Genomic DNA, 12,289 nt, shown 5'->3' with positions numbered 1-12,289 from the left:
CGCAAGCCTAAGCACCCAGGGAGCTAAGGTCGAGCATCACGATATTTCTTACGCCCATGCCGCCCTAAATTTGTTAATTTCGGTTTCTTATAAAAGCGCGTGGCCCTACAGCCCACACCAAAAGCGCAAGGATCAAGCCGACCTATGAACCTGCCCACCCGACCCGCCCCAGAAGCATTCCGCGAGCCCGCGGCGGATAACTACGCTGTTGGCGGCTTCACCTGGCGCCATGTCAGAACCGACCCGACACGCCCAGTCGTCATCATCAACGCCGCCACCTCCGTGCGCTGCCGCCACTACGCACACTTCGCCGACTACCTGTTTGCCAACGGCTTTGACGTGATCACCTACGACTACCGCGGCATCGGTGAATCACGCCGCGGCTCGCTGCGCGGCTTTAAGGCGTCGTGGTCGGATTGGGGCGTGCTGGATTTCGAGGCGATATTGCAGCGCGCGCAGCGGGAGTTTCCGGGGCAGCCGATTGATGTGGTTGGCCACAGTTTTGGGGGCTGTGCGGCAGGGCTGGGCGCGTCAGGCGCGGCGATTCGACGAATTGTCACGGTCGGCGCGCAGTTTGCGTACTGGCGCGATTATGAAGCGAGCGGGCGCTGGCGGATGTTTGGCAAATGGCACGTGGTGATGCCGCTGGTGACTGCGCTGTGCGGTTACTTCCCGGGCAAGCGCCTGGGATGGCTGGAGGATACGCCGGCCGGCGTGGTGCGCGACTGGGGCACGCCGACGCCCAAGTATGAGACGCGCCCCAGTGGGCGTGCCTTGGGTGAGTTGCCCTTTGCCCGCGTAAAGGCTCAGGTGCTGGCCATCAGCATCACCGACGACCCGTTTGGCACGGTGGTGGCGATTGAGCGGTTGTTGAGTTATTTCGAAAGCAGCGCGCGTACTCATCTGCGCATTGCCCCCGAGGATATCGGCGAAAAAGCCGTTGGGCATTTCGCATTTTTCCGCAGTGAGTATCACGATCGGTTGTGGCCGATTGCACTGGCATGGCTGCAACGAGGGGAGTTGGCGCTAGGCACACCCGGCCAGCGCGTTTAGAAACCCTTGGGATTTCCCCCAACCTGCGCTTCAATACCCCACCCAGATCCTGAACAAAGGACGTGAGCCCATGGCTTCGCCGAACAAGCAGCAAAAACGTGCCCACCGGGCAAAAGCCAAGGCCAAGCAAAACCGTACCCAGCGCGCCGTTGCGACCAAGCCGGATGCGTTCGCCGGCGATGACAGCCGCATTGACCTTGAGTCAGTGGATTTGACCGAGTTGTTTGTAGAGATGCGTGCGGCGGGCGAGACCAGCCAGCAGGCGCTGTGTGCGGTGTTCCTGGCGCACCCGCTGCTGGCGTTGGTGCTGGAGCAGGAAGGCGAAGAGGAAGCTACCGACTTTATCCTGGCGGCACTGATTGAGTATCGGCAGTGGGCAACGGGTAGCGATGATGAAGCGGCGGCGTTGGCGTGGATTGAGTCGGAGGAGTTTCAGGCGGATTACGTGGCGGCGTCCCAAGCGCTCGCCAACTCAGCAGACTGACACAAACCAACTGTGGGAGCCGGGCTTGCCCGCTCCCACATTAAAACCCGCATTTCATTACATCAATTGAGTACAGCAGCGCCTACCTTCTGCGCCTTGCGACGGCTCGCCACAAACAACCCCGCCAGCACCACCAGCAAGCTCAGAATCCCGGTCGCGATGATCTCGACCCGGTGCGCTTCCTGGAACAGCATGATGGTCAGCGTACCGACGATGAACACCATCACCGCATAGGTCAGGCCAGGGAACAGCCACATCTTGAAGACAATCTTCTCGCCCGCCGCCGTACGCTTCTGGCGCATGCGCAGTTGCGACACGGCAATCACCAGATACACCAGCAACGCGATAGCGCCGGAGCTGGCCAACAGGAATTCGAACACCGCCGCCGGGGCCACGTAGTTGGCGAATACCGCCAGGAACGCCGCGCCAGTCGACAACATCACCGCCCAGTAAGGCGTGCCGCTCTTGTTGGTGCGCTTGGCGACCGCCGGTGCGTCACCGCGACGGCCGAGGGAGAACAGCATGCGCGAGGCGGTGTACAGCGCCGAGTTCAGGCAGCTGGTCACGGCAACCAGTACCACCAGGTCGACAATCAGCTTGGCATTCGGGATGCCCATGCGTTCCAGCACGGTCTGGTAGGAACCTACGGCCGCCAGGGTCGGATCGTTCCATGGCACCAGCGACACAACGATGAAAATCGACAGCAGGTAGAACAAACCAATCCGCCAGATCACCGAGTTGGTGGCCTTGGTGATTTGCTGGCCTGGGTTCTTCGATTCAGCGGCAGCAATGGTAACGATCTCGGTGCCCATGAAGGAGAACATGGTGGTCAGGATGGCGGCCAATACTGCGCCCATGCCGTTGGGCATAAAGCCTTGGGTGTCGAACAGGTGCGAAACGCCGCTGACTTGGCTGGTCGGCAGGAAGCCAAAAATAGCGGCCAGGCCGAGGATCACAAAGGCCACAATCGCCACGACTTTGATCAGCGCAAACCAGAACTCGAATTCACCGTAGTGCTTCACGCTGAACAGGTTGGTCGCTGTCAGCAGCAACGTGATGATCAGGGTAAACGCCCAGATAGCCACATCAGGGAACCAGGCATGCAGGATGGTCGCAGCGGCGTTGGCTTCCAGCGGAATTACCAGCACCCAGAACCACCAGTACAACCAACCGATGGTGAAACCGGCCCAGTGACCGATCGCGCGGTCGGCGTAGGTCGAGAACGAACCGGTGTCGGGCGACGCTACCGCCATCTCGGCGAGCATGCGCATCACCAACACCACCAGCGTACCCGCAGCGGCGTAAGCCAGCAGCACTGCAGGGCCGGCGGCAGCAATCGCGTGGCCGGAGCCAACAAACAAACCGGCACCAATAACGCCGGCAATTGACAGCATGGTGACGTGACGCGGTTTGAGCCCCTGTTCGAGGTCATTGGAGCTTTGCGTACTACTCATTGACACACCTTTACGAGGATTTGCGAAAACGGTCAGCCCGGCCTGCGATCTTTTTCGTGAAAAGAAACCAACGGGGCGTTCTTTATTTTTTACGCAAGATTTGCGCCAAAATATTACAGCTCCTTGATTGACGCGGGCTGTAGGACAATTCAACTGCCGTCGCAAGTCATTGAGAACAATAGCATTCCGCTATAGCGTTACCGTGCGACCCACCGTCAAGATGACTGTGCGCACCAAAAACACACACAAAAAGTAAGTGACGCCCCACAAAGGGGCTGATATGCACCGTTTGCCCGGTTAACCCTTCCAACACCCGCCCAAAGCTGGCACCATCGCGCCCTTTTTTACGCGAAGCCTGTGGATTTATCGGGTTCAAACGTCTGTTAGGTTGTTGATAGCGCGACACGCTGCTGCGCTGATGCGACACCCTGACGCAGACCACCTGTTAACCGTCCGCAGCGCTGTTGGCTCCCATCTGAGCGCTATGCTAGCTTGGCGCCTCGCCAGGAAGGCGGCCCAACAGCAAGAACGCACTGAACACAATGAGGACCGCACATGGCCGAGGCCGCGCCCGCGCTTGAAATCCGCAACTTGCATAAACGCTATGGTGAGCTGGAGGTACTCAAAGGTATCTCGCTGACCGCTCGCGACGGCGACGTGATCTCGATCCTGGGTTCCTCCGGTTCCGGCAAGTCCACCTTCCTGCGCTGCATCAACCTGCTGGAAAACCCGCATCAGGGTCAGATTCTGGTGGCTGGCGAAGAGCTCAAGCTCAAGGCCATGAAAAACGGCGAGTTGATGGCCGCCGACGGCAAACAGATCAATCGCCTGCGCAGCGAAATCGGTTTTGTGTTTCAAAACTTTAACCTGTGGCCGCACATGAGCATCCTCGACAACATCATCGAGGCGCCGCGCCGTGTACTCGGCCAGAGCAAGGCCGAAGCCATAGAAGTGGCCGAAGCCCTGTTGGCCAAGGTCGGCATCGGCGACAAGCGCCACGCCTACCCTGCGCAACTGTCCGGTGGCCAGCAACAACGGGCCGCCATTGCACGCACCCTGGCGATGCAACCCAAGGTCATCCTGTTCGACGAGCCGACATCGGCGCTTGACCCGGAAATGGTCCAGGAAGTACTTAATGTGATCCGCGCACTGGCCGAAGAAGGCCGCACCATGCTGCTGGTCACCCATGAAATGGGCTTTGCCCGTCAGGTTTCCAGTGAGGTGGTGTTCCTGCACCAGGGCCTGGTCGAAGAGCAAGGATCGCCACAGCAGGTGTTTGAGAACCCGCTTTCGGCGCGCTGCAAACAATTCATGTCCAGCAACCGCTAACGGAGCAACATGCATGCAGAACTATAAAAAATTCCTTCTGGCCGCGGCCGTTTCGATGGCGTTCAGCGCCACGGCCATGGCAGAAACCTTGAAAATGGGGATCGAAGCGGCCTACCCGCCCTTCAACAATAAAGACGCCAGCGGCAACGTGGTCGGCTTCGACAAAGACATCGGCGACGCCCTGTGCGCGAAGATGAAAATCGAGAAGTGCGAAGTGTATGTGTCCGACTGGGACGGCATCATCCCGGCCCTGAACGCCAAGAAGTTCGACTTCCTGATCTCCTCGCTGTCGATCACCGATGAACGCAAGCAGGCCGTCGACTTCACCGACCCGTACTACTCCAACAAGCTGCAATTCATCGCGCCTAAAGCCACTGCCGACTTCAAGACCGACGCGGCTTACCTGAAGGGCAAGATCATCGGCGCCCAGCGCGCGACGTTGGCCGGTACTTACCTGGAAGACAAGCTGCCGGACACTGAGGCCAAGCTTTACGACACCCAGGAAAACGCCTACCTCGACCTGACGTCCGGCCGCCTCGACGGTATCCTCGCCGACAAGTACGTGCAGTACGAATGGCTCAAGAGCAAAGACGGTTCGGCCTATGAATTCAAAGGCGACCCGGTTGTAGAAAGCGACAAGATCGGTATTGCCGTACGCAAAGGCGACCCACTGCGCGAGCGCCTGAACAAAGCCCTGGCAGAGATCAAGGCAGACGGCACCTACAAGAAGATCAACGACAAGTACTTCCCGTTCAGCATCGAATGATCTGAACGGCCTGACCGACGCGCTCGCTTGAGCGCGCCGGCTTTTAGCAATGCCTGCCGCGATATGAAAACACCATGAATTTCGATCTCTACGGATTCGGCCCGGCGCTCGCCGCTGGCGCGCTGATGACCGTCAAACTGGCGCTCACGGCCCTGTGCCTGGGGCTGGTGCTGGGCCTTGCCGGCGCCTTGGCCAAGACATCGCCTTACAAGCCGTTGCAATGGCTTGGGGGTGCATACTCGACCATTGTTCGCGGCGTGCCGGAACTGTTGTGGGTTTTGCTGATTTATTTCGGCACGATCACTGCGATGCGCAGCCTGGGTGAGGTATTCGACATACCTGACCTTTCGCTCAGCGCCTTCGCGGCCGGCGTGATCGCATTGGGGCTGTGTTTCGGGGCGTACGCTACAGAGGTATTACGCGGCGCAATCATCGCCATACCCAAGGGTCATCGCGAAGCCGGTGTGGCGTTGGGGTTGTCGAAGTTTCGCATCTTCACCCGCCTGATCATGCCGCAGATGTGGCGTATCGCCCTGCCGGGCCTGGGCAATCTGTTCCTGATCCTAATGAAAGACACCGCACTGGTCACGGTCATCGGCCTCGAAGAAATCATGCGCCACGCGCAAATCGCCGTAACTGTCACCCGACAGCCTTTCACCTTTTATCTAGTCGCCGCGTTCATTTATTTGGGCCTGACGTCGCTGTCGATGGTGGCTATGCACTTCCTGGAAAAACGCGCCGCCCGCGGCTTCGTGAGGACGACGTAATGGAATGGGAAGTCATCTATAAGTGGCTGCCGAAGTTTATTCAGGGCGCCATCCTCACCCTGGAACTGGTCGGCATCGCCGTGATCCTCGGGCTGATTCTGGCGATCCCGCTGGGTATCGCTCGCTCCTCCAAACGCTGGTATGTCCGCTCGCTGCCCTACGCTTACATCTTCTTCTTTCGCGGCACACCGCTGCTGGTGCAGTTGTTCCTGGTCTACTACGGTCTGGCGCAGTTCGACGCTGTGCGCGCAAGCTTCATGTGGACTTATCTGCGTGACCCTTTTTGGTGTGCCACGGCCACGATGACACTGCACACGGCAGCTTATATCGCCGAGATCCTGCGCGGTGCCATCCAGGCGATCCCACCGGGTGAAATCGAAGCATCCCGTGCCTTGGGCATGTCCAAGCCAAAAACACTGTTCTATATCATCCTGCCTCGCGCGGCCCGCATCGGCCTGCCGGCCTACAGCAACGAAGTCATTTTGATGCTCAAGGCCAGCTCCCTCGCAAGCACCGTGACGCTGCTGGAACTGACCGGCATGGCCAGGACCATCATTGCGCGCAACTACCTGACAGTTGAGATGTTCTTGACCGCCGGCGTGTTCTACCTGCTGATTTCCTACATCCTGGTACGCGGCTTCAAACTGCTCGAACGCTGGCTGCGCGTCGATGCCTGCCAAGGACGTTGAAGCGCGCTTTGCGGCGCTGGATGCGTTTTTAATCGAGCACCAAGGGCTGTGGCGACCACGGCCCTTTACCCATCTGCACTTACCCTGGGAAACCCAGCATCCCGAGCTGGCCCAGTGGCTGCGCCAACGCTCGTTGGCCGACGCTGATAGCTGCCACAACCGCCCTCACGAACTGCCGGCGCCCGCGCCTTTTCCACAGCTGGCCGAACAGGCGCTGCGGCTCAGTGCTGTGGATAAATTACCGACACAGGCGCTGGAACCCGCTCGCCATCGACTGAATGTCGACGTGCCGGGCCGCAAGTGGCAACAGATCGAAGCCTTCGGCGCCGCGCTGCATTTCGCGCAGACGCCCACGCACTGGCTGGACTGGTGCGCCGGCAAAGGCCATCTCGGCCGCCGCCTGCTGCAACCCGGCCAGCAGCTGACGTGCCTGGAATACGACCCAGCCCTGATCGCCTCGGGTCAGGCCTTGAGCGAGCACCATGGCTTACCTGCCACCCATCGCCTGCAAGACGTGATGGCGGATGTGACGATCAGCTCCGAGCAAACCCCTGTCGCCCTGCATGCCTGCGGCGACCTGCATGTGCGCCTGCTGCAATTGGCCAGCGCGGCTGGCTGCAAACAACTGGCGCTGGCGCCCTGCTGTTACAACCGCATCAATGCCGACCGCTATCAAGCTGTGTCTGGCGCGGGGCGCGCGTCGAAACTTAAGCTGTCGATTGAAGACGTGGGCCTGCCGCTGAGCGAAACAGTCACCGCCGGCAACCGCGTACGCCAGCAACGGGATACGTCCATGGCGCGGCGCCTGGGTTTCGATCAACTACAACGGCAACTGCGCGGCTGCGACGAGTACCTGCCTACACCGTCCCTGCCCGCCAATTGGCTGAGTGAACCCTTCGCTGACTACTGCCAAGCGCTGGCGAGCCTCAAAGGTTTATCCACAGGCGAGCAGGATTGGGCGGCGCTGGAGGCGCACGGCTGGCGGCGCCTGGCCCACGTGCGAAACTTGGAGTTAGTGCGCGGTCTGTTTCGGCGCCCACTGGAAATGTGGCTGGTGCTGGATCGGGCACTTTTTTTGGCGGAACAGGGCTACAACGTCAAGATAGGCAACTTCTGCGAAACGACGTTGACCCCGCGCAACTTGATGGTGCTGGCCGAGCGCGATTAGAGGGCAAAAATCCTACACACGCCCTGTGGATAACTCTGTTGATGAAATCTTTACAGAGGCTGTAGCTATCAGCGCTACAGGGCAAAAGGCGCCCTGGTCATTTTTTGTTCACATAATAAAACGCACACAAAACAGGCAGTTGCAGCGCGCTGAGAACAGCGCCACAAAATGGCTGTTTGCTGACAGGTTCAACCAACCGATTGTGCATAAGCCTCTGGCGTTAAGCGTATAAACCGCACTTTAAGTGCTTCTTTTAGCCGCCCTCAGCACCTGGCAAATCTCGCCGATATCGTCAATCGCCAAGCGTTTCGCCACGTTGTCCAACGGGTCGGCGGCGAACGCCAGTGCCTCGTTGATTGCCATATCGCGATGAACCTCCAACGGCGCCGTGCCAAGGCGCTGTTTGAACGCCTCAACCATGTCCAGGCTGAAAGGGTTGCCCTCATCCACCTGATTGACCACCCCCTGCACAGTCGGTGGGTTGTCGCCCTCAAGGTGCGGGGCGAGCAGCACATCCAGATGATCCAAGGTGCCAAGGCACGCGGCATCGGCTTGCACAATCACCAACACCACATCGGCGACGGTCAGCGCCTGATGGAAGTAGACGTTATTGCCAGCGGGGGTATCGATGATCACCGTCTGCCGCTCGCTCAGCCCCAAAGACGCGAGGCGCTGCGCCAACCAGGTGGGCTCGTGCTTGAGCCAACGCTCGAGGTTTTCCTGCTGCTGAATGTCGATATCGCCAAAGGTAATAACCTGGCAACCGGCAAAGCCGAGCTGCTGCAAAGGGCTCCACTGCCCGTGCTCCAGGCTGGTGCGGCCGATACCGGGCAACGCGGCACTGACGCCGAAGTGATGGTGCAAGGCGTTCTGCGGGTCCAGGTCCAACGCCACAACGGATTCGCCATAACGCTGCAAACCGCTGCTCAAGGCCGTGGCCAGAGTGCTACGGCCGACGCCGCCATTCATCGACACCAACGCCACCACTTTGGGACGCAGCGCTGCGATATCAGTCAATTGGGCGTGGGCAGGGTTGGTTTCATTAGCCGGCACGCTGCCAAAAAAGTGCATGCGCGCATTAATGCCTTGGGCATCACGGGTGACGTTCTTGCCGAACAACGCCAGAAGTTCTTCGCTAAGGCTCATAGCCAACTCCTCACGACGCAGCTTAAAGACGTGAAGGTCGGCAAGCAGGCACTTACCGCAGGTCTTATTATGGGCGTCTTAGTGACGCATTCTGTGACAGGCGCGGCAAAGTGTCATTATTTTGATGTTTTTGCTGATTGTTTTTTAGACAGGCGGCAAAAAGTCAAATTAATGGCCTTCATGCAGGCGCCCCATCAGGGCCCGACATAACGCATTTATATCCTGGCAGCCTACGCTGTTAAGCGACGGGTCGAGCGGATCGCGCCCGTAGGCCTGTGCCTCGCTGAAAGCAGGGTCGCGATGCACCGCACCCAGCACTGCATCGCCCAGGCGCAGCTTGAACACCAAGGCCATGTCCTGGCTGAAGGCGTGGCCAGCGTCCACTTGGTTGATCACGTAAAACCGTTGCGGCGGCGATTCGCTGGCGAGGTACGGCGCGAGCACTTCGTCCATCTTCGCCAAGCGGCGAAACGAAGCCGCGTCCGGCTGGACCACCACCAACACCGCATCCGCCACCGACAGCGCCTGGCTGAGGTACACCGAATTACCCGCAGGCACATCGATAACCACCGTGTCCTGCCCATTCAGCCCGAGCCCGGCCAAACGCTTGCGCAGAAACTCGAGGTCCTGCCCCAACCAACGATTCAGGCTTTGTTGCTGCACCGGGTCGGTCTCGCCAAAGGCCACCACACGGCACCCGGCAAACCCGCGCTTAGGCAAGGCCTCCCACGTCTGGTTGAGCAAGCTGACAGCCCCGAGCCCCGGCAAATCAAACCCCGGGCACAAGTGATCACGCAGCGCGTTTTGCGGGTCCAGGTCCAACGCCAACGCCGGATGCCCCTGACGCTGCAAACCACTGGCAAGCGCCGCCACCAACGTGCTGCGCCCCACACCGCCCGTGGCAGACACCACCACCACAACCTTCGGCGCCGAAGCATCCGAATACACCTCGCCATGCGGGCCTTCAACCACCTCAGGCGGAGGAAGACACTGCGCGGCACCTTGGTTCAATTGATCGAGCAAACGCTGCAAAGGCTCAGCCAGCGCAGTGCTTGGTGTTGAACTGTGATCTGCACGCCCCACTGACTGCTCCCAGGTTTAAACCGCTGAATTATTGTGGCGCGCATTCTGTGATATCAAACTGATGCTGTCAGTATTTAGGTGTTTGTAACGAAATGCTTTCAGATGAGTGGCATGACGCCACGCAATACACAACCCGACAAAACCCGCACACAGCCCAGCTACCTCCGAGGCATTCAATGAACTCCACCCACCGTTGATACCCCAGAGGACACCCGTACGGGCTGCGGCCGAGTGAATGCGCGGATGACGTATCTGGACTCCAAGGGCCAGGCGCAGATGCTGAAATAGCTGAAATTCACCGACGATTGCGGCGACGGGAATTGAGCTGATTTGCAGGCCCTGAAGCGACGAAAAAGCGGGGATCGCAAAAAAACCTTCACTTCTGCAAAAATAGTCAGAATTCAGGGGTTTACAGAAGCTTGCCAATCGCTATAATCGTCGCCCTAACACGCCGGTATAGCTCAGTTGGTAGAGCAACTGACTTGTAATCAGTAGGTCCCGGGTTCGACTCCTGGTGCCGGCACCATATTAGGCTCCATTGCATTCCACCGAGTGCTCTGGAAGCCCCGAAAACCCGCCCTTTGGCGGGTTTTTTCGTTCCAGGACCCTCTGTCGGGATCCAACAAAATCCCCCTTCCCCGAGGGTATGTTAGGGGTACTGCGATTTCCCGGTCAGGAGCGCGTACCCCTATGCCACGTCTAGCGATCCCTCTCAGCGACCTGCAATGCCGCACGGCCAAAACCCGCGAGCGCGCCTACAAACTGTTCGACGGTGGCGGCATGTACCTTTTCGTCAAACCCAATGGCGTGAAGACCTGGCGCTTGAAGTACACCAAGCCCAACGGCAAGGAAGGTACGCTCATCATCGGCAATTACCCCATCGTTACCCTTTCCGTCGCACGACGTAAACGAGACGAAGCCAAGGCGTTGCTGCTCGACAATCTCGACCCAATGGAAGAAAAGAAGAAGGCCAAGATCGTAGCCCAGCGGGCGGCACTGCTTTTCGAAACCGTCGCCCTGGAGTGGCACGCTGATATGTCCCGCCGCTGGACCGAAGGCCACGCGAAAACCGTAATGAGCCGACTGCGCACCCACGTCTTCCCGCTAATCGGCCAACGACCCATCGCTGAACTCGATACCCACGACCTGCTAGAGATCACCCAGCGCATCAAGGAACGCGGCACCATGGATGTGGCGTTACGGGTACAGAACTACTTATCCACCATCATGCGCGGGGCCAAAAGGGCTCGGCAGATCACCATGAACCCTGCACTGGATCTGGCAGGCTCGATTCACGCGCCGCGCACAGTCCATCGCCCGGCCCTCTCCCTCAACCGCCTACCCGAACTGCTACACCGTATCGACAACTACAACGGCCGCGAGCTGACGCGCCTTGCCGTGCTGCTGACTCTGCATGTGTTCGTCCGCTCCAGCGAGTTGCGCTTCGCTCGATGGAGTGAGTTCGACTTCCAACGCGCCATGTGGGAAATCCCCGATACGCGCGCACCAATTGAAGGGGTACGCAACTCCACACGCGGGACCAAGATGAACGGCGACATTCAAATGGTTCCGCTATCGCCGCAGGTCATCGAAATACTGGAGCGCCTGCGCAGCCTCAGTCGCTTTTCAGAGTTGGTGCTACCGGGCGACCACAAGTACTGGAAGCCCATGTCCGAGAACACGGTGAACACCATGCTCCGCAACGTCGGCTATGACACCAGCAAGGACGTGTGCGGCCACGGCTTCAGGACCATGGCCTGTAGCGCCCTGCTTGAGTCCGGGTTATGGACCGACGCAGCCATCGAAAGACAAATGAGCCACAAGGAACGCAACCGTGTGCGTGCCGCGTATATCCACAAGGCCGAATTCCTCGAACAGCGCAGGCTGATCATGGCGTGGTGGAGCAACTACATCGACGCCAACCGCCATGGGCATGTGACACCCCACGAATTCGCTCACCCAGTCGGCGACAACATCACGGCCCTACAAAATAGCCGTGGCGCATCCAAACGTGGGTAAGCCTGTGAGATCACCGTTGTCCGCCCTTCCACGCGGGTCCATCCAAGCGGGGCTGCAAAGCCGCCCTGCTTGGATGGACCTCATTTAAAAAATCTAAAGCCCACGCAAACTGTCTGTGGAAAACTACTGATTTCCACCGGTGGATAATTTCATCCACAGCCGCAGAACTCCCGATAATTCGAGCCTTGACCCAAATTATCCACAGGCGTAGAAAAGATCGGGCAAGCGCTGTCGTTGACAGCAACCCAGGTAGCCAGAACCTTTAAGGCTACGCCACACCGTGGTGGTTCTCCCAAAGTGCGATTAGCGTCCGGCGGCTCGCACGGTCACA

11 protein-coding genes, 1 tRNA gene and 1 pseudogene are annotated in these 12,289 nt (G+C 59.1%); 10 read left to right on the top strand and 3 right to left on the bottom strand.

What is annotated here, in order from left to right; translation table 11 throughout:
* The first annotated feature begins 144 nt into the window (after window positions 1-144).
* Both E0F99_RS08635 and E0F99_RS08630 read left to right on the top strand, forming a co-directional pair.
* Complete coding sequence (locus tag E0F99_RS08635; protein ID WP_083355730.1) at window positions 145-1,053, top strand: alpha/beta hydrolase family protein; 909 nt, start codon at window positions 145-147, stop codon at window positions 1,051-1,053.
* A gap of 70 nt (window positions 1,054-1,123) precedes the next feature.
* On the top strand, window positions 1,124-1,537 hold the full coding sequence (locus E0F99_RS08630; RefSeq protein WP_083355731.1) for a hypothetical protein: 414 nt from the start codon (window positions 1,124-1,126) through the stop codon (window positions 1,535-1,537).
* 62 nt (window positions 1,538-1,599) lie between these two features.
* Here the strand turns inward: E0F99_RS08630 and gabP are convergent, their stop codons facing one another.
* Window positions 1,600-2,991, bottom strand: coding sequence for a GABA permease (gabP, locus tag E0F99_RS08625; protein WP_083355732.1), 1,392 nt, complete (start codon window positions 2,989-2,991; stop codon window positions 1,600-1,602).
* 555 nt (window positions 2,992-3,546) lie between these two features.
* On the opposite strand from gabP, the gene E0F99_RS08620 reads away from it, so the two are divergent.
* The 5 genes from E0F99_RS08620 (at window position 3,547) to E0F99_RS08600 (ending at window position 7,710) form a co-directional block, all read left to right on the top strand.
* Entirely contained in the window at window positions 3,547-4,320 is a 774-nt protein-coding gene (locus E0F99_RS08620) for an ABC transporter ATP-binding protein (RefSeq protein WP_083355733.1), read from the top strand.
* Window positions 4,321-4,333: 13 nt separating this feature from the next.
* Window positions 4,334-5,086, top strand: a complete 753-nt coding sequence (locus E0F99_RS08615; protein WP_083355734.1) for an ABC transporter substrate-binding protein — start codon at window positions 4,334-4,336, stop codon at window positions 5,084-5,086.
* 74 nt (window positions 5,087-5,160) lie between these two features.
* Window positions 5,161-5,853 carry an ABC transporter permease gene (locus E0F99_RS08610; protein WP_083355735.1) on the top strand — a complete coding sequence of 231 codons (693 nt, stop codon included), beginning with the start codon at window positions 5,161-5,163 and terminating at the stop codon, window positions 5,851-5,853.
* Window positions 5,853-6,542 (top strand): ABC transporter permease, encoded by a 690-nt coding sequence (locus E0F99_RS08605; protein ID WP_083355736.1) that lies wholly within the window; start codon window positions 5,853-5,855, stop codon window positions 6,540-6,542. The genes E0F99_RS08610 and E0F99_RS08605 overlap by 1 nt, the downstream gene beginning before the upstream one ends.
* Entirely contained in the window at window positions 6,523-7,710 is a 1,188-nt protein-coding gene (locus E0F99_RS08600) for a methyltransferase (protein WP_083355737.1), read from the top strand. Before E0F99_RS08605 ends, E0F99_RS08600 begins: the two co-directional genes overlap by 20 nt.
* Window positions 7,711-7,950: 240 nt before the next feature.
* Here E0F99_RS08600 and bcsQ (E0F99_RS08595) read toward each other — a convergent pair whose 3' ends face one another.
* Complete coding sequence (gene bcsQ / locus E0F99_RS08595; protein ID WP_083355738.1) at window positions 7,951-8,856, bottom strand: cellulose biosynthesis protein BcsQ; 906 nt, start codon at window positions 8,854-8,856, stop codon at window positions 7,951-7,953.
* Between the two features lie 168 nt (window positions 8,857-9,024).
* The gene (gene bcsQ / locus E0F99_RS08590) at window positions 9,025-9,939 is read right to left on the bottom strand and encodes a cellulose biosynthesis protein BcsQ (protein WP_232000113.1); all 915 of its coding nucleotides are present in this window, start codon (window positions 9,937-9,939) and stop codon (window positions 9,025-9,027) included.
* A gap of 216 nt (window positions 9,940-10,155) precedes the next feature.
* On the opposite strand from bcsQ (E0F99_RS08590), the pseudogene E0F99_RS31080 reads away from it, so the two are divergent.
* From E0F99_RS31080 to E0F99_RS08575, 3 genes and pseudogenes are all read left to right on the top strand, one after another.
* Window positions 10,156-10,227, top strand: a pseudogene (locus tag E0F99_RS31080) (DUF2790 domain-containing protein); the annotation flags it as partial.
* Between the two features lie 162 nt (window positions 10,228-10,389).
* Window positions 10,390-10,465: transfer RNA gene (locus E0F99_RS08580), tRNA-Thr, on the top strand.
* 164 nt (window positions 10,466-10,629) lie between these two features.
* Window positions 10,630-11,958 (top strand): tyrosine-type recombinase/integrase, encoded by a 1,329-nt coding sequence (locus tag E0F99_RS08575; protein ID WP_083355739.1) that lies wholly within the window; start codon window positions 10,630-10,632, stop codon window positions 11,956-11,958.
* The last annotated feature ends 331 nt before the right edge of the window (window positions 11,959-12,289 follow it).

Source organism: Pseudomonas antarctica, from assembly GCF_900624995.1.
Taxonomy (GTDB): domain Bacteria; phylum Pseudomonadota; class Gammaproteobacteria; order Pseudomonadales; family Pseudomonadaceae; genus Aquipseudomonas; species Aquipseudomonas antarctica.
This window is presented reverse-complemented; position numbering and strand designations above follow the sequence as displayed.

What these genes read in the sequence shown, in the direction of transcription:
- E0F99_RS08635 (WP_083355730.1), top strand. Translation starts at nt 145, where the DNA reads ATGAACCTGCCCACCCGACCCGCCCCAGAAGCATTCCGCGAGCCCGCG.
- E0F99_RS08630 (WP_083355731.1), top strand. Translation starts at nt 1,124, where the DNA reads ATGGCTTCGCCGAACAAGCAGCAAAAACGTGCCCACCGGGCAAAAGCC.
- gabP (WP_083355732.1), bottom strand. Translation starts at nt 2,991, where the DNA reads ATGAGTAGTACGCAAAGCTCCAATGACCTCGAACAGGGGCTCAAACCG.
- E0F99_RS08620 (WP_083355733.1), top strand. Translation starts at nt 3,547, where the DNA reads ATGGCCGAGGCCGCGCCCGCGCTTGAAATCCGCAACTTGCATAAACGC.
- E0F99_RS08615 (WP_083355734.1), top strand. Translation starts at nt 4,334, where the DNA reads ATGCAGAACTATAAAAAATTCCTTCTGGCCGCGGCCGTTTCGATGGCG.
- E0F99_RS08610 (WP_083355735.1), top strand. Translation starts at nt 5,161, where the DNA reads ATGAATTTCGATCTCTACGGATTCGGCCCGGCGCTCGCCGCTGGCGCG.
- E0F99_RS08605 (WP_083355736.1), top strand. Translation starts at nt 5,853, where the DNA reads ATGGAATGGGAAGTCATCTATAAGTGGCTGCCGAAGTTTATTCAGGGC.
- E0F99_RS08600 (WP_083355737.1), top strand. Translation starts at nt 6,523, where the DNA reads ATGCCTGCCAAGGACGTTGAAGCGCGCTTTGCGGCGCTGGATGCGTTT.
- bcsQ (WP_083355738.1), bottom strand. Translation starts at nt 8,856, where the DNA reads ATGAGCCTTAGCGAAGAACTTCTGGCGTTGTTCGGCAAGAACGTCACC.
- E0F99_RS08575 (WP_083355739.1), top strand. Translation starts at nt 10,630, where the DNA reads ATGCCACGTCTAGCGATCCCTCTCAGCGACCTGCAATGCCGCACGGCC.